Source organism: Curvibacter sp. GW821-FHT09D12, from assembly GCF_059416245.1.
In genome coordinates, this window is sequence record NZ_JBWKOU010000008.1 from 249174 (window position 1) to 269331 (window position 20158).

Sequence of the window (20158 nt, forward strand, 5' to 3'; positions counted from 1 at the left end):
ACCCCGTCACAGCGAAGTGACGGGGTCAATGCAATGGAGAAAAACCGCTGATGCGTCAGGCGCTGGCGCGCCTGACGGCTTCAGAACCGATGCTGCAGGCCGACAGCCACACCGGTGTTGTTGCTCTTGCCGCTCGCGGTCTGGGCCGCCGCCACGTTGTTGGCCTTGGTGTAGTCAAGTTCGGCATACACATCGGTGCGCTTGCTCAGCGTGTAGCGGGCACGGGCCACGTAGGTGTCGTAACGGTTGGACGACAGGCCGTCAGCCGAGTACTTGGTGTTGTAGTAGGCCCCCACCACCTTCACCAGATCGCTCACGTTGAAGGTCACGCCCACATCGGCCACCTGGGCCTTGAGGCCCGTGGTGCTGGCGCTGGCGCCATTCAGGAACTTGTACAGCGAGGTGCTGGCACTCGAACTGGTCAGGATCGAGGTGTTGCTGTTGGCAAAGTTGGCGGCGGCCTCCATCTGCGTGTAGCCGGCTGTGACGCGCAGGCCATTGAAGAGGTAGTTGCCACCCAGGGTCCAGGTGGTCTGATTGCGGCCAGCCACGTCGCGCAGGCGGTCGTAGGCCGCGCCCACTTGCACCGGGTTCATGTCGTACTTGAGCATGGCCTGCACCGACGAGTTGGCCGCGGTCGAACCCGCCACATTGCCGAACGAGTAGGCCAGGCCCAGCGAGGTACCGGCCCAGACGGGGCTCTGGTACTTGACCATGTTGTCACGACGCGAGGTGTCCAGGCTGCCGCCCACCAGGGTGCCCAGCGGGTTCACGGTGGTGGCTGCCACTGCGGCGTACTGCTTGTTGTTGGTCAGCTCCTGGCCCAGCGGGTCGTTGATGTAGCCGGCTTGCAGGTCGTAGTTGAAGGTGGTGTTGCGACCCAGGTCGACACGGCCCCACGCGTTCTCAAGGCCCACGATGGCGCGGCGGTCAAAGATATTGCTGGTGCTGGAGGTGGCGCCCGTACCGGTGTTGAAGCCCGACTCGAGGTTGAAGTTGGCACGCAGGCCGCCCCCCAGGTCTTCCGTGCCCTTGAAGCCGAAACGCGAGGTGTTCAGCACGCCCGACGAGAACTGGGTCTGCGAGCCGGTACCGGCGCTGGTTTTGGCCGCGGCACTGTCGCTGCGCACGCCAGCGTCCACCAGGCCGTAAAGCTGCAGACTGGAGCCGGATTCGGCATGGGCGGTGATGGAGCCAGCAAGCGCACTCAGCGCAGCCAGGGCGATCAGGGATTTTTTCATCATGGTCATCCAATGGAAAAGAAAAAAGGAAACAGGGCGGCGCCACAGCCAGGCGCACGCCCTCAGAAGCTGGCTTCGCCGTGCGGCAGCAGGCCGGCACGGTTGGCGGCCGCGGCCGCCGCACGCACGTCCTGCCGGTTCACGGCCGACTTGACGACGGGCAGGCCTTGGGACATGGGGTCGACATCGGCCCCATGGCGGGCGGCCTGCACCGCCTCGGCGCGCACCTCGGCACGGCTGCGCTGAGCCACATTGGGTGCCGTCAACTGAGCCTGGTAGGTGTCGGCCTCACCCGCAGCAAAACTGCTGGAAGCGGCAAGTGCGGTCACGGCCAACAAGGCGGCGGAAAAGAAGGTGCGGTGCATGGCGAGGTTCCTTGAATGGGTTGGCAGGCCGGGCACAGGCCCGGCTGGACGGAGAAAGCGGAGCGCTGAACACGCTTGCGTCTTCGATGCGTGACTTTAGGACACCTAAATCAGCAATAAAACATGTTTTTCAGTAATTGGTAATTTCTATTTCAGAAACAAATTGTCGGCGCCGCAGGTCCCATCAACGCCCTGTTCCGGTTTTTCGCCATCGTTACTTGTTTCGTTTTTAGAAATTTCCAATTTCTATTTAACTTGTTTTATTGTTGTTTTGGAAAGAATAAAGTTCACCCATCGATGCGCCAGAGCCGGCCTCCCAGGCCGCAGCAGGCCCAGCGAGTGCCGGATGCACAGGCACCCGACAAGACCCTCTGATCACCCCTGAAAGGATTTCAAAATGAACCGCTCCCTCATCGCCATGGCCTTGTTGGCCACCAGTGCGGCCCTGACCGCCACCCCCAGCTTTGCCACCGGCGAAGCCGACACCTACGCCGAACAATTTGCGCCGGTGGTGTCGCAGCGAAGCCGTGCCGAAGTCAATGCCGAGGCGGTGGCCGCGGCCCAGTTGAAGATCGCAGACCCCAGCCTGCTGGAGATGTCGCGTGTGCAGCCCTTGCTGAAGTCGACTTTGACCCGGGCGGAGGTCAGCGCCGAGGCCGCCCGGGCCAACCGCCTGGGCCTGATCCCGCATGGCGAGCTGAGCTACTGATCAGCAGGCCCCGGCAGACCGTTGCGAGCTGAGCTCAGCGGTCTGCAAACAGCTCGATCAGCAACTGCCGCAACCACAGATTGGCGGGGTCGCGGTGGTAGCGCCCGTGCCAGAACAGGTTGATCGCAATCTCGGGCAGGCGCACCGGATGTGGCGAGCTGATCAACCCGAAGGGCTGCTCGCAACGCAGCGCAAAACGCTGCGGCACGGTGGCGATCAAGTCGGTGCTTTGCAGGATGTGGCCCACCGCAATGAAGTGCGGCACCACCAGGCGCATGCGGCGCTGGATGCCGGCCCGCTCCAGTTGCCCATCGACCTCGCCATGCCCGGTGTGGGCGGCCACCACGCCCACGTGCTCCAGCTCGCAGAACTGCTCCAGGCTCATCGGCGAGCGTGCCGTCGGGTGGCCCTGGCGGAACATGCACACATAGCGGTGTCTGAACAAGCGGCGCTGAAAGAACCCGCTCTGCAGTTGCGGCAACAAACCCAGGGCCAGATCCACCCGACCCTGGGCCATGTCCTCTTTGAGGTCGCCGGTGTGCGGGCGCAAGGTGCTGATGCGCAGGTGCGGGGCGCGCTGGGCCAGGGCCTCCATCAGCGGCGGCATGAAGTACATCTCGCCAATGTCGGTCATGGCCAGGTGAAAGAGGCGGGTGCTGCTGGATGGATCAAAAGCATCGCGCGTGGCCAGTGCCCCCTGAAGGGTGCTCAGTGCCTGGGCCACCGGATCGGCCAGGTGCAGGGCATACGGTGTCGGCGACATGCCGTGCGAAGTGCGAGTGAACAGCTCGTCCCCCAGCCCGGCCCGAAGGCGCTTGAGGGCATTGCTCACCGCTGGCTGGGTCAGGCCCAGATGCTCGGCAGCGGCCGACACACTGCGGTCCAACTGCAACTGATGGAACACCACCAGCAGGTTCAGGTCGATGTGGCGCAGGTCCATGGCGGGCGAGTGTTGGAGGTAAAAACCCCAAACATAGCAGCAGTCTCGACATGAGCGAACGCACACGACCCCACTCAGGAGGAGCCCCACAGGCATTTGAAGACAGGCCTTGCCTGAGCACTCTGACGGCACGGCCCACGGTGCTCAGGCCTTGACGCCAGTGGGCTCTTCGCAGGCGTTGCGAGCTCGTGCCATGCTGAACCGGGCCACGGAATGGCAGAGGGCATGGATCAAAGCAACGCGCTGAGTCCAATAAACACAGTCCGTCGAAACCGGAGCTTGTCAGTCGATGATCCTGCTACCACCCGTTGAATCGGGGAGTCCGTTGGGAAGCGGTGGATCCGATTCGAGAGGCGACTCGACCTTCATCCATCCAGGCTCACGTTGAGCCACTGCCATCATCTGCTCACGGTTCGTGGACCGGTTGGATTGCCCGTCTAAGGACGACACCGACGATCCCATGAGGCATGGATGTCATCAACGAGTTGGAGCAACATGGGCGCATACTTTTGAACCAGTTCCTGTTGTTGCCCTGCTACCAGGTGAAACCCGATGCTGACCGAATAGAGCGAACGGTCAGGCGCGACCAGAGGTGCCGCGATAGCCGTCAGGCCAGGTTGCCAGCTTGCGACGCAGTAACCAGCGCGATCGATTTCTTGAACAGCGTCATCGATCTCCCCACGGATCTTCAGCCAATCACTGACATGCCTTGAGGCCAGTTTGCTCAGCAAGGTGTCACGCTGAAGAAGGTTCAAGCCAGCCAGATAGGCGCGGCCACTGGCCGTCAACTCCATCGGGAAGCGTGACCCTTGCTCTGCCCGACGGAATACGCCATGGCGACTTTCTCGCACTGACTCCAAGTACACCATCTCCAATTGATCGGCGACGGCCAGGCTCACGTTGATCTTTTCGCCTCCCGCTACTTTTTTCAACAACGGTAGAGCGATATCGATGACCGGAATGTCGTATCGGAAAGCCTGGGCAAGACTCAAGACAGCAACAGTGAGTCGATAGCCACGGCTGTCGTGATCGTATGCCAGGAAGCCGGTGTCGACCAAAGACCGCGTCAATCTACTCACGGTGGGACGAGGCAGACCCGTGCGCTCGGAGAGTTCTGCATTGCTCAGAACCGGGACGCCAACTCGAAACGATCGAAGAAGCTGCAGGCCCCTCTCCAGGGATTGACTACCTGACGTCGACCTTGTGAACGTCCCGCTTTGCTTGGTCCGCGTTCTGGTCGATGGGCTTGATGGGGCTGGTGTGGCTTTAGTCAATGCTTTCAACAATTTCATTTATCGAAATTGCAGCCTATCGCACCTGAAGTGATTTGCCAATAATTTGGCCGAGACCTGCGTCAACGTCAGCCCCAACCATATGAACGACAGCGAGACCAGAAACCAATGAATGACACCCCTGACCTTCGCATCTTTCACGATGGTGCAGTTGCCCTCGTTGAGATGAATCGCCCGCCACAGAACTACGTCGATGGCGACTACATGGCGCGACTTGCAGACGGCTTTGAACACCTGGATGGGCTCAGCTCCTGTCGATCGATCGTGTTGATGTCGGCGGGAAAGAACTTCTGTGCCGGTGCAGATTTCGCTGGTGCGCTCAAGTCTGATGATTCTGTTGACCCTTCGACGTTCTATGCCCATGCAATGCGGCTATTCAAGACGACCAAGCCGATCGTGGCCGCAGTCAATGGCGCGGCAGTTGGAGCAGGGCTCGGGCTGTCTCTGGTAGCGGACTTTCGTGTGGCCGGGCCAAGCACGCGATTCAGCGCCAATTTCAACAGGTTGGGCTTCCACCCGGGATTCGGGCTCACGCTGACGCTTCCGCGACTGATCGGTGAGCAAAAAGCGGCGTTGCTCTTCTACACCGGCCGTCGTATCAGCGGTGGCGAAGCGGCAGCGATTGGATTGGTCGATGAAGTCGCGGCGGAGGATAGCGAAATTCGCATCCGCGCCATCGCCTTGGCCCACGAAATTGCGGCTTCAGCGCCCTTGGCAGTGGAAAGCACGCGGGCGGTGCTTCGCGCAGATCTTCAGCAGCGCGTTGCCCAGATCAATCAACACGAACTGTCGATCCAACGCGGTCAGTTCCGAACCGCAGATTTCAGGGAAGGCGTCGCAGCGATGGCGGAGCGTCGCCTACCCGTCTTTTGTCGCCGCTGAATCACTGAACTGGAGCGCACTGTATGACTTCGATGCACAACAACAGCATGGGTGGCGCGCCTGCGTCAGGGCCACTTGACGGCATTCGTGTCCTTGATCTGACCTCCGTGGTACTGGGACCGCTCGCCACGCAGGTGCTTGCAGACTTCGGTGCCGATGTGATCAAGATTGAAGGTCCCGAGGGGGATCTGATGCGATCCAATGGCTTGTCGTTGCACCCCGGGATGAGTTCAATCTTCCTGGCCCTTAACCGCAACAAGCGCTCCATCGTTCTGGACTTGAAAGGAGAGGACGGTGCAGCCGCACTGCGCCATCTGATCAAGAGTGCCGACGTACTGGTGCACAACATGCGCGTGGCGGCGATTGACCGGCTGGGCTTCAGCTATGACGCGGTCAAGGTGATCAATCCGCGCATCGTCTACGTTGCTGCAACCGGCTTTCAGCAAAGTGGCCCGGACCATGACAAACCGGCCTTTGACGACATCATCCAAGCCGCGTGTGGACTGGCGGGCTTGGCATCTGTTGGTCGAGATGTGCCTGACTACGTGCCAAGCCTGATCGCTGACAAGACGACCGGTCTTGCGGTTTCGAATGCCGTCATGGCTGCGCTTTTGCACCGAGAGCGCCGTGGTGACGGTCAGTATGTTGAGGTACCGATGCTTGAGACCATGGCAGCATTCACGCTGACTGAGCACATGGGTGGTTTGGCATTTCCGGGATCGATCGTGCAAGCCGGCTACGCCCGCCTGATGGGTGGAGGGCGCAAACCTGCCCAAACCAGCGACGGCTGGATCGCTCTTCTGCCCTACACGCCCAAACATTGGGTAGCGTTCTTCGGGGCGGCGGGCCACGGGGAGATCTGCAACAGGTATGAGCTCTCGGATCGTCATCAGCTCAACAAGAACATCCAGTCTCTATACCGCCATCTCCATGAAATTCTCCTGACGCGGAGTACCGATGAATGGCTGGCCCTGTGCGAGCAGGTCGATATTCCAGCAACCAGGATCTATTCCCTGGACGACCTGCCTCGGCATCCGCAATTGATGGCATCCGGGTTGTTCGAAGAGAGCACCCATCCCACAGAGGGGCCGATCAACCAGTTGCGTCCCACCACCCTGTTCCAACTGACGCCCGCATTGATTCGGCGCCCGGCACCGACGTTGGGCCAACACACGGATGAGGTGCTGGCAGAGGCCGGCTACAAAGCGACCGCTCCGATGCGACGGGCTCAAGCCATATCTTCCAACTAACCCAAGCAAAGAAGCACCGGCACATGGATTTTCAATTGAACGACGAGCATAGGATGCTCAAAGACCTGATTGCACGCTTCGTGCGCGAAGAGCTGATCCCACTCGAACCCGCAGTGCTGGCGCGTGAGGCCGCGACCGGTGAGTGCAGCTTGCTGCCGCAAGAGCATGAGCGGTTGAACTCGCTGTCTAGAGAGCTCGGCATTTGGGGGTTGGATGCTCCTGCCGAAATGGGAGGCGCCGATCTGCCGACCATAGCCATGGTGGGTGTCAACGAAGAACTCGGAAAAACCATCACGCCTTTCGAGCTCCCTCCTGATTCCCCCAACCTGCGGATGCTCCTCAAAACAGCCTCCGAGCAACAGCGCTCCATCTATCTGGCGCCCTACGCGCGCGGAGAGACGGCATCGGCAATCGCCATTTCTGAGCCTGGCGCTGGAGCAGACCCATCGGCCATCAGCACTCGGGCCGTGCGTGACGGTGACGAATGGGTGCTCAATGGACGCAAGATCTGGATCAGCCGTGCCGCTCATGCAGACTGGACCATCGTGATGGCCGTCACCGACAAATCCAAAGGCGCCCGCGGGGGAATATCGGCTTTCATCATTGATCGGGATACGCCAGGCTTCAAGGTCGAGCGACGGATTCCGATGATTGGCGGTGCGTCCACGTACGAGGTCTTGCTTGAGGACTGCCGCATTCGTTCGACGCAGCTGTTGGGTGTGGAAGGTGCCGGCTTCGGCCCCATGCAGGCCCGTCTCTCAAGTCGCCGCGTGCAGATGGCAGCGTGGTGCATTGGCAGAGCGCAGCGCGCGTTGGACATGCTTTGCGAGTATGCCCCGCAACGAAGGACTTTTGGGGCATCCCTGGCGGAACGCCAGACCATTCAGTGGTGGGTCGCAGATGCTGCGACCCGAATCCATGCCTGCCGCCTGATGACCTATGAGGCGGCCACTCGCATAGATCGCGGCGAAGAAGCACGCACACAGGTCTCAATGATCAAGGTGTTTGCGACCGAGATGGCTTGGGAGGTGATTGACCACGTCATGCAGGCTTTCGGTGCGATGGGGATGACCAAGGAGATGCCGCTTCAGCAAATGGCCAACGAATCCAGGCTCATGCGCATCTACGAAGGCCCTAGCGAGGTCCATCGATGGGTCATCGCGCGGGAGTTGCTTGGATTGAAGCGCTGATCCCCGCACCTACATTTATTTCTGGAGACAACACATGATCGATCGAAAGATGAGTCGTCGGCAAATTTCGGCGCTTGCCCTGGGGGGCATGGCTACTTTTGCGCTCACGATGCCGGTCGTGGGTAGAGCGCAAGTTGATGCGTATCCCTCACGCCCCATCAAGTTCATTGTTCCATTCCCTCCTGGCAGTGGAACGGATACGACGGCACGCATGTTCGCCAAGAAGATTGGCGAGTTGACAGGCCAACCGGTCACTGTCGAAAACAAGGCGGGTGGCAATGGCTTCATTGGTGTCCAGGCGGTGCTGAATGCACCCGCAGATGGATACACGGTTTTCATCGGAAGCAACTCAACCCTGTCGACCAACGCTGCAACTTTCAAGAAGTTGCCCTACGACCCGATCGCCGATTTCACACCGATCACCTTGCTTTCGCGTGGTCCCTGCCTGATCGTCGTACCTCCGAATTCTCCGTACAAGTCGCTGAACGACCTCATCGCCGCAGCAAAAAAGCGACCTGGTGAACTCAACTACGCGACGGGCTCTGTCTCGTACACCCTCTACTCAGAATGGCTGAACGAGCTGGCGAAGATCAAGACAACTGCGATCACTTACAAGGGCGCAGGCGATGCCATCAACGTCACGATGGCTGGCACGGTCGATTTTTCTGTCGTTGATGCAAGTGGCGCAATTGAGTTGGTCAAGGGAGGGCGTCTGCGCGCATTGGCGTACACGGCACCAGAACGCACACAGCGCCTTCCTGATGTTCCTACGTCGGCGGAAGCCGGAATACCGGGCTACCTTGCCCACAACTGGGTTGCAGCGGCTGTACCCGCAAAGACGCCGCTGGAGGCCGTGAAGCGCTTAGGGGTTCTGTTTGAACAGGCCGGAGCAAGCACAGAGGTCAGGGAATACTACTCACGCCAGTCCACCACCTTGCTGATGACGGGTAGCACGGAAATGCGCAAATATCAGATCGATGAAATCGCACGTTGGAAGCGCCTAGCGACGGCAACCGGTCTCGAGCTGCTCTGATCCGAGCGCCGTGCGTAGCAATTGCTACCTGGTTCCCGTTGTGGGGAAGGGCTGCCTCTCGTCGAGCCCATCAGCAAATGGGGCCATAGATTCGCCGAGAGCAGCAACGCAGCCCTCAGCGGCCTTCTGCGCCTGCGAGAACTTTGGCTCTGGGATCGTCATAAAGAACCTATGGGGGGACGAGCGGCCGTCTCTGACGACGGGGCGAGCGCGGCATCCTGGCTCCATGCGCGAGGTGGGCGCCTGCGCGAATCTCGGGGCCATTCCATTCTGACGCGGACAGCATCTGCCAAATCAATGCTCAACGCACTGACGCGGCAGGCAGCCAGCGAAACGCCATCGCGCCAAGCATCAACAACGCTGCAATGCACACCAGCACCCCCGCATAGGGGTCGCCCCCCAAGGCGGTGGACCACGAGGCGGCCAAGCCGCTCAGGCTTTGTACGATGGCCACGCCCAGAAACATGGACATGGTGAACACCGACATGGCACGCCCGCCGATTTCGGTGCCATAGGAAGCGCGCACGTTGGCGTATTGAAGGACACCGGCACCTGACAACACTGCCAGGGCCACCATGCCACCGACGCCGACCCAGGACGAGGGGACAAAGGCCATCACAGCGGACACAGCAGCCATGAGCGCCACGGCACGGATGATCCACTGTCGCCGCCGCGCCGGGCCTGGATCAAAGTGCCCGAACAAGGCAGGGGTGAACAGCGATATCAAGGACACCAACAAGGCGACGTTGCCGGTCTGCACCAAGGTCATGGCATGGCGGTGCATCAGCATGGGCCCCAGCCACAGGCCACGCAGGGTCAGGAACGAGGCGTAGTTGACCCCGGCCAGCGCCAAGATGCCCCAAGTCTGCGGCAACAAGAAAATGGCCCCCACGCCTCGCAGGGCACTGCCGAGCGTCTCCGGCCGCTGCAGGGTGGCGGCCGGTCCCTCGTGCAACTGGCGATAGACCAGGACCCACGAAATGCAAGCCAGCACGGTCAGCACCGCAAAACCCACGCGCCAGGAACTGACGTCGATGAGCCAGGCCAAGGGGGTTCCCGTGAGGATCAGCCCAAGCCCCCCCAGACCCATGGCCGTGCCTGAGACCGCGGCAAAGCGCTTGACGGGAAAACGCCTGGCGATGAACAGCGTGCAGACCACGAAGGCTGGCGAGCACCCCATGCCCACCAGCGCCTGCCCAACGACCAACACGGCGAAATTGGGGGCCAACGCAGAAATGAGGGCGCCCACGATGGCCAGGGGAAAGGTGACCAGCCAGGTACGGCGCAGCCCGTAAAAGTCAAGCGCAATCCCGACCGCAAACTGGGTCAGCCCGAAGGCGAATGCAAAGGTGGCGGCAAAAAAGCCCAGGTCCTGCGAGGACAGCCCAAACTCTTGCTGCAGGCCGGTCGCCATCATGGCGGTGACACTGCGAAAGGCCTGGCTCAGTGCGAAGGCACTGACCAACGTCAAAAGGGCTGGCCAGGGCAAGGCGGCTTCGGATTCAGGGGAGGATTCATTCGGCGAGGACATGGGGGCTATTGCTTGGGCGCGGGACCTTGACGGATCTTCAGCGCACTTTTGTCGGGGTGAACTGTTCATTTTGACTTGCTTCGGATCTTCGTGCGTGAGCCGGACCAGCGAAGCTGCGCCAGGATGCAAGCGCGGGGCGACGCACGCCGCATCACCTGTTCCGCTGCGGTATATCGCCCCGGATTTGGCGCAGGGTCAACCCACTGGGGGTAGTCATCCCTCATACGAGCAGCCGGAATGCACCTGATGTGAGTTCGCGGCGCCTCAAGACCTGGGAATCGACCCGATGTAGCGCCCCCGTGGGCGAAATGTCTGTCGTATTTCAAGCTGCTCAAAACAGTGCGCGAGCAGCCCGATGCTGCGTGACAAGGCAATGAGGCAAAAGCCTGAATCAATGGGCAGGTCCAGGTACTCCACCAAAGCGGCAATCGCCAGATCGATGTTGGGCGCCAGCCCGGTGAGTGCAGTTCCTCGTTCGATGAATCGCGCAGTGGGGGAGGCGGGTGTCCACAAGTCGAGCAAGGCCCGTGCGCGAGGATCTCCTTCGGGATAGAGGTGGTGCCCAAACCCAGGAAGGGCGACCCCGGCAAGCAGATGTCGCTCCACGACCTGGTCGGCTCCGTATTGTTTGACCTCGGCCAACAGGGTCCGAATCTGACCCGAAGCATCGCCGTGGCGTGGACCGGAGAAGGTGCACAGGCCGGCCAGCAGGCTGGCTGGCAGTGAGGCCCCCGTGGAGGCCGCGATGCGGGTGGCGAAGGCCGAGCTGGTCAGCTCGTGGTCCACCGTCAACACCATGGCCGCGCGCAAGAGCTCGGCCGCGGCCGGCCCCTGCTGCCAGCCCTTGGCCAGGCGAAGGTGCAGGGCGCGTCGCGGCCCCTGGGCGCCCAGGGCATTGGCCAGATGGCCCACCAGCTTCTGCCCTTCCTCATGCAGCACACGGGGCGTACGGCCACTGGTGGCCAGCCCGGTCGCGGCGAGACCGCCCAGCAAGGTGAAGGCAGCCACCCGGCCCTTATCGACAGGCGGCGGCCCGGGCACCTGGAAATCGACCGGGCCCTGGGTGGCCCAGAGCAGGCCAGCCAGGTCCTCCAGGCTGGCGCTGCGCGCCAGTTCCACCGCATCTTGCCCACGGAACAGCAGCCGACCCCGGTGGAAGGTGGACAGTGCGGTCGGAATGCTGGGCTCGACCCCCGAGAGCGCCTGCGTCACCAGGGTTTCGCGCTTGCGACCAGCCTGTTTTCGCCGGGCCAATTGCTGCACATCCTCGGCCCGGTAAAGGCTTTTGCGCGAGTCGCCGGGGTCGGTCATGGCTTCGACCTTGCCTCGGCTGGCATAGGCATACACCGTCTGCTGCTGTACGCCCAGGAGACGGCAGGCCTCCGCCATCGAGATCCAAGTGGCCATCGCAGGTCCTTTTTATGTTGATTATGTGATTCAAGATTGCCAATCAAATCAACTATATACAAACTTCAGTCCATCTCAGAAACAGGGCACTCAGCCCGCTTTGATGGAACCCTCATGCAAGCCCTCATCCTGCAACTCAACCCCATCCTGGTCCCGGCCATCAACCAGCAGTTGGCGTCGCTCTACGAAGTTCACCGCTACTTCGAACTCAACAACCCGGAAGCCTGGCTCGATGAGCATGCCCATGCCGTCCAGGCCGTGATCACCGGTGGCCACACCGGCATCTCACGGGCTCTGCTGGAGCGGCTACCGGCACTCCGGGTGGTGGCGGTCAACGGCGTCGGCACCGATGCCGTCGACCTGGCCTACTGCCGCGAGCGCGGCCTGCCGGTGACCGCCACCCTCGGGGCACTGACAGAGGATGTGGCCGACATGGCGATCGGCATGCTGATCTCGATCTGCCGCCAGTTGGGCGGCGGCGATCGCTTTGTGCGGGATGGCCTTTGGGAGCGGTTCCCTCAGCCCAGTGCCATCCCCTTGGGACGGCGCTTCAGCGGCATGCGCGTCGGCATCGTCGGCATGGGCCGTGTGGGGCGGGCCGTGGCCCAGCGCGCGTCGGCCTTCGGTTGTCCGCTGGCCTACACCGACCTGCGCCCCATGGACGACGTGCCGCATCAGTTTGTGGCTGATCTGGTGGCGCTGGCACAGGCGTCTGACGCCCTCGTGCTGTGCGCGGCAGCCGAATCAGCCCGGGGCATTGTCAACGCGGAAGTTTTGCAGGCCCTCGGTCCCGAGGGCTTTCTCGTGAATGTCGCACGGGGCAGCTTGGTCGATGAGGCGGCCCTGGCCGAGGCGATCGTCACTGGGCGCATCGCCGGGGCCGGCCTCGATGTGTTCGTCGACGAGCCCCACGTGCCCCTGGCCTTGCGCGGCTCCGAGCGGGTGCTGTTGCAGGCGCATCGCGCCAGCGCCACCTGGGAGACCCGCGCGGCGATGGGCCAGATGGTGCTCGACAGCGTGGCTCAAGCCCTGGCGGGCCAGCGCCCGGTCATGAGCCTGACCACCTGAGCACGCCAGCCGAGTGCCCGGTGCAGCCCGCACCGCTCAGTTGGGTGTTCCCTATTCGGTGTTCCAACAAAAAAAGGAGACAAACATGTTCAAGCGCCGTCGCGCAATTTTCAGCTTTGGGCTGGTGGCCTTGGGGGCTCTCAGCCTGAGCAGCCCACCGGCCCTGGCGCAGGCGTACCCGGCCCGGCCGGTCACCCTGGTCGTCCCCTTCCCGCCAGGTGGGGGCACCGACACCGGGGCCCGTATCCTGGCCGAGCAGCTCTCTCGGCGCTGGGGTCAACCCGTCATCGTCGACAACAAGGGCGGGGCCTCGGGCCAGATCGGGGCCGACTTTGTGGCCAAGGCCAAGCCCGATGGCTACACGCTTTTGCTGGGCAATGTCGGCACCCAGGCCATCAACCCTTCACTGTTCGCGCGCCTGCCCTACGACGCCGACAAGGCCTTTGCACCGATCTCCCTGGTCGCCGAGCTGCCCCTGGCCATGATGGTGAACCCGGCGGTCCCGGCCCACTCGGTGGCCGAGTTCATCGCGCTGGCGCGGTCCCGCCCAGGGCAGCTGAGCTACAGCAGTTCAGGCCCGGGCAGCGGCCCCCATCTGGCCGCCGAGATGTTCAAGGAGCAGACCAAGACGCAGATGCTTCACGTGCCCTACCGCGGGGGCGGGCCGGCTGTGGCCGACCTGCTCGCGGGCCATGTGCAGCTCTCCTTCATGACCGTGATGGAGGCCTGGGGCCACCTCAAGAGCGGCAAGCTACGGGCCCTGGCGGTGACAAGTCTGCAGCGCGTGCCAGCCCTGCCCGAGGTTCCGACCCTGGCCGAGTCGGGCCTGCCCCGCTTCAATGCCACCTCCTGGATCGGCGCATTGGCCCCGGCAGGCACCCCGCCCCGGCTGGTCGAGCGGATCGCGGCCGACATCCAGGCTGTTCTGGCCAGCCCGGCCATCAGCGAGCGTTTCTCCAGCGCCGGCGCGATCCCACGGAGCACCTCCCCGATCGATTTCGCCAAGCTCATCACGGACGATCGCCAACGCTATGGCCAGATCATCCGCAGCCAAAACATCAGCCTGGAATGACTCACTTCGTCATCAACCCACCGCCGGTGCATTCTCTGGCCGTCGCTGACACATCGGCACGGTTCCCATTGGCGCGAGTCTTTTGCATCGGTCGCAACTACCGCTGGCAGGCCGACGAACCGGCACCCGTGGGCCCGCCCTCGTGGTTCATGAAGCCGGCCAGTGCGGTGCTGGATGCCCATGAGCCTCTGCACTACCCGCCGCAAACACGCGACTTTTGCCACGAGGTCGAATGGGTCGTGGCCCTCGGCGCGGGCGGACGTGATCTGCCAGCCCAGGAGGTCGAGGCCCGCTGCATCTGGGGCTATGGCGTGGGCCTGGACCTGACCCGGCGCGACCTGCAGCAGGAGGCCAAGCGACAGGGGCAACCCTGGGAGCCAGCCAAGGCCTTCGACCAATCGGCCATGTGTTCCCCACTGGTGCCGGCGGCGCGCTGCGGCCACCTGCGACGGGGCGCGATCTGGCTCGACGTCAATGGCCAGCGGCGTCAGCAAGCCGACCTGGCCGAGCTGCTGTTCGGCGTCACTGAACTGGTGGCCCTGCTGTCGCGCTCGGTCCGCCTGCAGGCAGGCGACCTGATCTTCACCGGGACCCCCGTCGGGGTCGGCCCACTGGAGGTGGGTGACACCTTCAGCGCCGGTATCGAGGGCCTAGTAACGTTTTCAAGCACGGTGCTGGCACCGACCAAGGAGTAGGAACATGACACAACACACGACACAACACACGACGACATCTCGCATCGCCCTGGTCACAGGTGCTGGCAGCGGCATCGGGCGCGTGGTCGCCCAGGGGCTGCTGCAGGATGGCTTCACCGTGGTCGCAGTGGGGCGTCGGCCCGAGCCCCTGCACAGCCTGGTCGAGGAGGCCCGCAGCGCCGGGCAGCAGGCCGTGGCCATGCCCACCGATGTGAGCGATCCAACCCAGGTGCAGGCCTTGTTCGACAACGTGGAGCAGCAATTCGGACGCCTGGATCTGCTCTTCAACAACGCCGGGGTGAATGCCCCGGCCGTTCCGATGGACGAGCTGCCGCTGGAGACTTGGTTCAAGGTCATCAACACCAATGTCACGGGCGTCTATCTGTGCGCCCGTGCGGCCTTCGGCCTGATGCGACGCCAGGTGCCGCAAGGTGGACGCATCATCAACAACGGCTCGATCTCGGCCCACACCCCGCGCCCCTTCACCGCGCCCTACACGGCCAGCAAGCATGCCGTCACCGGCCTGACCAAGGCCCTGGCCCTGGATGGTCGGGCCTTCCACATCGTGGCCAGCCAGATCGACATCGGCAATGCGCTGACCGAGCTGTCAGAGCGCATGACCCGCGGCGTGCTGCAGGCCAATGGCAGCGTGGCCCCCGAGCCCATGATGGCGGCTGCGCATGTGGCCGATGCCGTGCGTCACATCGCGGCCATGCCGCTGAGCGTCAACATTCTCAACATGACCGTGATGGCCAGTGCCATGCCCTTTGTCGGACGCGGCTGAACGCCGCCACGCGCCCCGTTTTCGCATTTCCAACCACCCCACAAGACAGGTGCGGCGGCCCCGGGGCCGGTCAGCACCTGCACGGAGACCACCATGAAGCCAATGTTGCAACGGGCCCTTCGGGCCACACTCATCATGGGCCTGGGCGCAGGCCTTTGGGCCACCGGCTGTTTGCCTGCCCAGGCGCAGAGCTACCCGAGTCGCGCCCTGAAGATCATCGTGCCCGCCCCGCCAGGCGGGGCCATCGACACCCTGGCCAGGGTGGTGGGGGACAAGCTGGCGGTGGCCCTGGGCCAGCCCGTGATCGTCGACAACCGGCCCGGGGCCTCGAACAACCTGGGCACGGAGGTCCTGGCCCGCTCGGTACCAGATGGCTACACCATCGGCATCGTGGGCGGCAGCCATAACATCAACAAGTTCTTGTTCCGTCATCTGAGCTGGGACCCCGAGAAAAGCTTTGAGCCCATCGTCTACACCCACGAAGTGCCTTTGGTCTTTGCCATCCCACCCAAACTGCCGGTCAAAAACCTGCCCGAATTGATGGCCTGGATGAAGGCTCATCCAGACGAGGCCAAAGTGGCCACCTCGGGCCGGGGCAGTGCGCAGGAGATGGCCGCCGAGATGTTCCGCCTGGCCAGCGGCCTGCCGTTGCTGCTGGTGCCCTACAAAGGCTCCTCGGCTGCGCATCCCGATCTGTTGGCGGGCCGCACGGTGCTGTTCATCGACACCCTCAGTGCCGTGCAGGCCCATGTGAAGGCAGGCAGCCTGAGGGCGGTGGCGGTCTCAACCCTCAAAAGGGCCTCCCAGCTGCCGGACGTACCGACCGCGGCCGAGCAGGGACTGGCGGGCTATGAGGCCAACACCAATGGCGGCTTCCTGGCGCCGGCGGGGACGCCCAAAGCAGTGGTCCAACGGCTGAACCAGGAGATCAACACCATCCTGCGCTTGCCCGAAGTGCTCGCCAAGCTCGAGAGCATGGGCATTGAGGTCAAGGGTGGAAGCCCTCAGGAATATGCAAACTTGATTCACATGGACTTGGCCAAATGGAGCAAGGTCATCAGCCAAGCGGGCATTTCACCGGAATAGCAGCTTCAAATATCAGCCGCTCAGCTGGAATTCAAACGCTTGGCAGTTTGAATTCCAGCCAACCCCAAATACCTGAGTCACTTCGGCATCGCTTGCCGATCAGGGGAGGTCAACGATTTCCACCCAGTTTGGATTCTTGCCAACCGGTGTCTCACGGGCGGTGCCCAGGGCCCCGTTGGCAGGATCCAGGGTGTGCAGTGACACGCTGTGGGAGTCCTGACCTGCAGCGATCAAGTAATGGCCACTCGGGTCGATGGCGAAACTGCGCGGCGTTTTGGCCGTCGGCGTGTGGCCTTGGGCCTGGAGTCGCCCGGTTTCCTGATCCACGCGGAAGGTTGCCAGGGTGCTGGTGCTGCGTTCGGAGGTGTAGAGATGACGGCCATCAGGTGAAAAATGCAGATCCGCAGCCCAGGGTTTGCCGGAGAAGCCGGGAGGGAGCGTGCTGAGTCGTTGCTTCTCACGCAAACTGCCAGAAGCCGCATCCCAGTCATAGACTGTCAACGAGGCATCCAGTTCACCCAGCAGATACAGGTGCTGTTGTGTCGCGTCCCATACGAAATGGCGTGGCCCGGAGTGCGCTGTGACCTTGATTCGCGAATCCTCCGAGGCATTCAAACGCCCTCTTTCCTGATCCAATTTCCAGACAGAAATCTCATCGCCTCCAAGGCTTGTGGCCAACACAAAGTGGTTCCGCCGGTCTGCATGAATGGCGTGGGCGTTCGGTCCAGTCTCAATGAGCTGCCGAATTGGCCCGACAACACCATCCTTGCCAATTTCATTGATCGCAATCCGTCCGCCGCCATAAGAGGCTGAAAAGAGCCAGCGGCCTTTCACATCCGTGTCGATGTTGGCCATGCTCTCTGCCAAGGCCGACTCCGCCAGCTTCTTGAGCCGACCACTGGCCGGATCCATGGAGAAACTCACCACCCGATAGGGTTGGGAGCGCAAGGCGGCGTAGAGGTGGCGTTTGTCCGGACTGACCGCCATCGGCATGACCGTGCCCCCCACCACCACCGTCTCGACGGCTTTGAGTTGACCTTGGGCTCGGTCCAGCTCCAACACTGAAATTTCCTGGCTATCGGCATTGGACACATAGACCATCGTGCCCGCATGACTGACCTGGGTCATGGCAAGAAAAAGGCTGGCGATACCCATGGCCATGTTGGACAGGGATGGGTGAACAGGCGTTGGGTGGTGCGGCATGGTGCAGGTGGCTTGAGGGCTGCGCAGGGCTGAGCCCGCGCAAATTGACATACGACATCGTACAACTTATGCAGATTAACCCATGCAGTTGAAGCAAAAAGAGGGTTTTCCCGGGATTTTTCCATGATGAAACGCCCGTTGTCATACATCTCGTGTCGAAAGCCACTGATATTCACAACCGTGATTCGATCTATGTATTCGGCTGCATGGACTGATATCACTGCGCTGCGCAGAATGGCCGCAACAAGAGACAAGCCTGCCCACCCACAGGCCAAAAAGCATGAGCCAACCTCACAGCGCTGCGGCACCCGCCTGGCCGGGCCCCGACACCAGCCGGATTCCCTTCTGGGCTTACACCCGCCCCGATCTTTACCAGCGCGAGCTTGAACGCCTGTTCTACCAGGGCCACTGGTGCTACGTGGGGCTGGAGGCCGAGATCCCGCAAGCTGGTGACTTCAGGCGCTCAGTGATTGGCGAGCGCTCGGTGATCATGGTGCGCGACACCGACGGCGGCATCAACGTGGTCGAGAACGTGTGCGCACACCGCGGCATGCGGTTTTGCCGCGAACGCCACGGCCGGGCCCAGGATTTTCTCTGCCCTTACCACCAGTGGAACTACAGTCTCAAGGGCGACCTGCAGGGGGTGCCGTTTCGCCGGGGCGTGAAGCAGGACGGTCAGGTCCAGGGCGGCATGCCCAAAGACTTCAAACCCGAAGAGCACGGCCTGACCCGGCTGAAGGTGGCATGCCGCGGGGGCGTGGTGTTTGCCTCATTCGATCACGCGGTGGAATCGCTGGAAGACTACCTGGGCCCCAACATCCTGCCCTGGTTCGACCGCGTGTTCAGCGGCCGACCGCTGAAGATCCTGGGCTACCGGCGCCAGCGCATTCCGGGCAACTGGAAGCTGATGCAGGAGAACATCAAAGACCCCTACCACCCGGGGCTACTGCACACGTGGTTCTCCACCTTCGGGCTCTGGCGGGCCGACAACCGATCGGCCCTGAGGATGGACGCGCATCACCGCCATGCCGCCATGATCTCGACCCGGGGCCAGGGCGGGCCACAAGGTCAAGGGATGGCCAAGGAGGTGGCCGAGGTGGTGGCCGGCGTGGACAGCTTCAAGGAGGGCATGCGGCTGAACGACCCGAGCCTGCTCGACATCGTGCCCGAACCCTGGTGGGGCGGGCCGACCGCGGTGATGACCACGGTGTTCCCCAGCCTGATCATCCAGCAGCAGGTCAACAGCGTGTCGATGCGGCACATCCAGCCGCATGGCCCGGGCTCGTTTGACTTTGTGTGGACGCATTTCGGCTTCGAGGACGACAGCGCCGAGATGACGCAGCGCCGCCTCACCCAGGCCAATCTGTTCGGGCCCGCCGGGTTTGTGTCGGCCGACGACGGCGAAGTGATCGAGTGGTCGCAACAGGGCTTTGAGCAAAAACCCGAGCACCGCACCCTGGTGGAAATGGGCGGGCGCGACATCGCAGACAGCGAGCACATGGTGACCGAGACCCTGATCCGTGGCATGTACGCCTACTGGCGTCAGGTGATGGACGAGTGAGCGAGGAACGAGCCCCATGCAAGCCCTTGATTTCGAGACCTTCCAGCAGGTGCTGGCCCTGCACACCGACTACGCCCTGGCCTGCGACTCGGCCGACTGGGCGCGCTGGCCCGACTTTTTCACCGAAGACGGCCGCTACCGCCTGCAGCCGCGCGAAAACCACGAACAAGGCCTGCCCCTGTGCCTGCTGGCCCTGGACAGCCAGGCCATGATGCGCGACCGCGTGTATGGCGTGAAAGAAACCCTCTACCACGACCCCTACTACCAGCGCCACATCGTGGGCCTGCCCCGGGTGCTGCGCACGGAGACCGGCCCTGATGGCCAGGTGTGCGCTTGGCACACCCAGGCCAACTACGCGGTGTTCCGCACCAAGCTCGATGGCGAATCCACGGTGTTCAACGTGGGCGTGTACCACGACCACATCGTGCCCACGCCTGGGGGCCTGAGGCTGCGCACACGCCTGTGCGTGTACGACAGCGAAATGATCGCCAACTCACTCATCTACCCCATCTGAGCAGACCCATGACCACACCCTGGATCGATGCCCTGGCCCGTGACGACGTGTTCGAAGGCGAAGTGCTGGGCCTGCAAGTGGCAGGACACGACATTGCCCTCTATGAATGCGAGGGCGAGGTCTACGCCAGCGACAACCTGTGCACCCACGGCGCGGCCCGCCTGAGCGATGGCTTTCTGGAAGGACGCGAGATCGAGTGCCCGCTGCATCAAGGCCGTTTCGACATCTGCACCGGCCAAGCCCTGTGCGCACCCCTGACGAAAAACCTGCGCACCTACCCGGTGCGCGTCGAGGGCGGGCGGGTGTGGCTGAGGCTGGGTTGATGGCCACGCTCG

General features: G+C 62.6%; 20 protein-coding genes. 13 read left to right on the forward strand and 7 right to left on the reverse strand.

Translation table 11 applies throughout. The annotated features are described in order from the left end of the window. Window positions 1-80: 80 nt before the first annotated feature. Together AC07PT_RS15455 and AC07PT_RS15460 are read right to left on the reverse strand one after the other, a co-directional pair. Complete coding sequence (locus tag AC07PT_RS15455) at window positions 81-1241, reverse strand: porin (protein WP_494657196.1); 1161 nt, start codon at window positions 1239-1241, stop codon at window positions 81-83. A 62-nt stretch (window positions 1242-1303) separates the two neighbouring features. After that, entirely contained in the window at window positions 1304-1606 is a 303-nt protein-coding gene (locus AC07PT_RS15460) for a hypothetical protein (protein ID WP_494657197.1), read from the reverse strand. A gap of 397 nt (window positions 1607-2003) precedes the next feature. On the opposite strand from AC07PT_RS15460, the gene AC07PT_RS15465 reads away from it, so the two are divergent. Further along, a complete protein-coding gene (locus AC07PT_RS15465) occupies window positions 2004-2315 on the forward strand; it encodes a hypothetical protein (RefSeq protein WP_492347639.1) in 312 nt (103 codons plus the stop codon). Between the two features lie 34 nt (window positions 2316-2349). Here the strand turns inward: AC07PT_RS15465 and AC07PT_RS15470 are convergent, their stop codons facing one another. Both AC07PT_RS15470 and AC07PT_RS15475 read right to left on the reverse strand, forming a co-directional pair. Beyond that, window positions 2350-3255 (reverse strand): LysR family transcriptional regulator, encoded by a 906-nt coding sequence (locus tag AC07PT_RS15470; RefSeq protein WP_492347638.1) that lies wholly within the window; start codon window positions 3253-3255, stop codon window positions 2350-2352. Window positions 3256-3692: 437 nt separating this feature from the next. After that, a complete protein-coding gene (locus AC07PT_RS15475; RefSeq protein WP_494657198.1) occupies window positions 3693-4547 on the reverse strand; it encodes an IclR family transcriptional regulator in 855 nt (284 codons plus the stop codon). 108 nt (window positions 4548-4655) lie between these two features. Here AC07PT_RS15475 and AC07PT_RS15480 point away from each other — a divergent pair, with 108 nt between their 5' ends. From AC07PT_RS15480 to AC07PT_RS15495, 4 genes are read left to right on the forward strand one after another with little or no spacing between them, the layout of a single operon-like run. Beyond that, complete coding sequence (locus tag AC07PT_RS15480; protein WP_494657199.1) at window positions 4656-5429, forward strand: enoyl-CoA hydratase/isomerase family protein; 774 nt, start codon at window positions 4656-4658, stop codon at window positions 5427-5429. Window positions 5430-5452: 23 nt separating this feature from the next. Continuing rightward, window positions 5453-6679 carry a CaiB/BaiF CoA transferase family protein gene (locus AC07PT_RS15485; RefSeq protein WP_494657200.1) on the forward strand — a complete coding sequence of 409 codons (1227 nt, stop codon included), beginning with the start codon at window positions 5453-5455 and terminating at the stop codon, window positions 6677-6679. A 23-nt stretch (window positions 6680-6702) separates the two neighbouring features. Beyond that, the gene (locus AC07PT_RS15490) at window positions 6703-7869 is read left to right on the forward strand and encodes an acyl-CoA dehydrogenase family protein (RefSeq protein ID WP_494657201.1); all 1167 of its coding nucleotides are present in this window, start codon (window positions 6703-6705) and stop codon (window positions 7867-7869) included. A gap of 34 nt (window positions 7870-7903) precedes the next feature. Then, complete coding sequence (locus AC07PT_RS15495; protein WP_494657202.1) at window positions 7904-8902, forward strand: Bug family tripartite tricarboxylate transporter substrate binding protein; 999 nt, start codon at window positions 7904-7906, stop codon at window positions 8900-8902. A 301-nt stretch (window positions 8903-9203) separates the two neighbouring features. Here AC07PT_RS15495 and AC07PT_RS15500 read toward each other — a convergent pair whose 3' ends face one another. Beyond that, window positions 9204-10433: an MFS transporter gene (locus tag AC07PT_RS15500; protein WP_494657203.1), complete on the reverse strand. Its 1230-nt coding sequence runs from the start codon at window positions 10431-10433 to the stop codon at window positions 9204-9206. A gap of 264 nt (window positions 10434-10697) precedes the next feature. Further along, window positions 10698-11840: a citrate synthase family protein gene (locus AC07PT_RS15505; RefSeq protein ID WP_494657204.1), complete on the reverse strand. Its 1143-nt coding sequence runs from the start codon at window positions 11838-11840 to the stop codon at window positions 10698-10700. A 114-nt stretch (window positions 11841-11954) separates the two neighbouring features. Between AC07PT_RS15505 and AC07PT_RS15510 the strand changes: the two genes are divergently transcribed. The 5 genes from AC07PT_RS15510 to AC07PT_RS15530 all read left to right on the forward strand — a co-directional run bounded on the left by AC07PT_RS15510 (window position 11955) and on the right by AC07PT_RS15530 (window position 16545). Beyond that, a complete protein-coding gene (locus tag AC07PT_RS15510; protein ID WP_492347632.1) occupies window positions 11955-12908 on the forward strand; it encodes a 2-hydroxyacid dehydrogenase in 954 nt (317 codons plus the stop codon). Window positions 12909-12993: 85 nt separating this feature from the next. Continuing rightward, window positions 12994-13980, forward strand: coding sequence for a Bug family tripartite tricarboxylate transporter substrate binding protein (locus AC07PT_RS15515; protein WP_494657205.1), 987 nt, complete (start codon window positions 12994-12996; stop codon window positions 13978-13980). Continuing rightward, window positions 13977-14675 carry a fumarylacetoacetate hydrolase family protein gene (locus AC07PT_RS15520; RefSeq protein ID WP_494657206.1) on the forward strand — a complete coding sequence of 233 codons (699 nt, stop codon included), beginning with the start codon at window positions 13977-13979 and terminating at the stop codon, window positions 14673-14675. Before AC07PT_RS15515 ends, AC07PT_RS15520 begins: the two co-directional genes overlap by 4 nt. 4 nt (window positions 14676-14679) lie before the next feature. Further along, entirely contained in the window at window positions 14680-15459 is a 780-nt protein-coding gene (locus AC07PT_RS15525) for an SDR family oxidoreductase (RefSeq protein ID WP_492347629.1), read from the forward strand. A gap of 135 nt (window positions 15460-15594) precedes the next feature. Beyond that, entirely contained in the window at window positions 15595-16545 is a 951-nt protein-coding gene (locus tag AC07PT_RS15530; RefSeq protein ID WP_492347809.1) for a Bug family tripartite tricarboxylate transporter substrate binding protein, read from the forward strand. A gap of 99 nt (window positions 16546-16644) precedes the next feature. Here AC07PT_RS15530 and AC07PT_RS15535 read toward each other — a convergent pair whose 3' ends face one another. After that, window positions 16645-17706, reverse strand: a complete 1062-nt coding sequence (locus AC07PT_RS15535; protein ID WP_492347808.1) for a lactonase family protein — start codon at window positions 17704-17706, stop codon at window positions 16645-16647. A 322-nt stretch (window positions 17707-18028) separates the two neighbouring features. Here AC07PT_RS15535 and AC07PT_RS15540 point away from each other — a divergent pair, with 322 nt between their 5' ends. Genes AC07PT_RS15540 through AC07PT_RS15550 form a run of 3 tightly spaced genes read left to right on the forward strand, consistent with a single transcriptional unit; the run spans window position 18029 to window position 20146 of the window. After that, window positions 18029-19309: an aromatic ring-hydroxylating dioxygenase subunit alpha gene (locus AC07PT_RS15540; protein WP_494657207.1), complete on the forward strand. Its 1281-nt coding sequence runs from the start codon at window positions 18029-18031 to the stop codon at window positions 19307-19309. Between the two features lie 16 nt (window positions 19310-19325). Next, window positions 19326-19823: an aromatic-ring-hydroxylating dioxygenase subunit beta gene (locus tag AC07PT_RS15545; protein ID WP_494657208.1), complete on the forward strand. Its 498-nt coding sequence runs from the start codon at window positions 19326-19328 to the stop codon at window positions 19821-19823. 8 nt (window positions 19824-19831) lie between these two features. After that, window positions 19832-20146, forward strand: coding sequence for a non-heme iron oxygenase ferredoxin subunit (locus AC07PT_RS15550; protein WP_494657209.1), 315 nt, complete (start codon window positions 19832-19834; stop codon window positions 20144-20146). Window positions 20147-20158 lie beyond the last annotated feature (12 nt).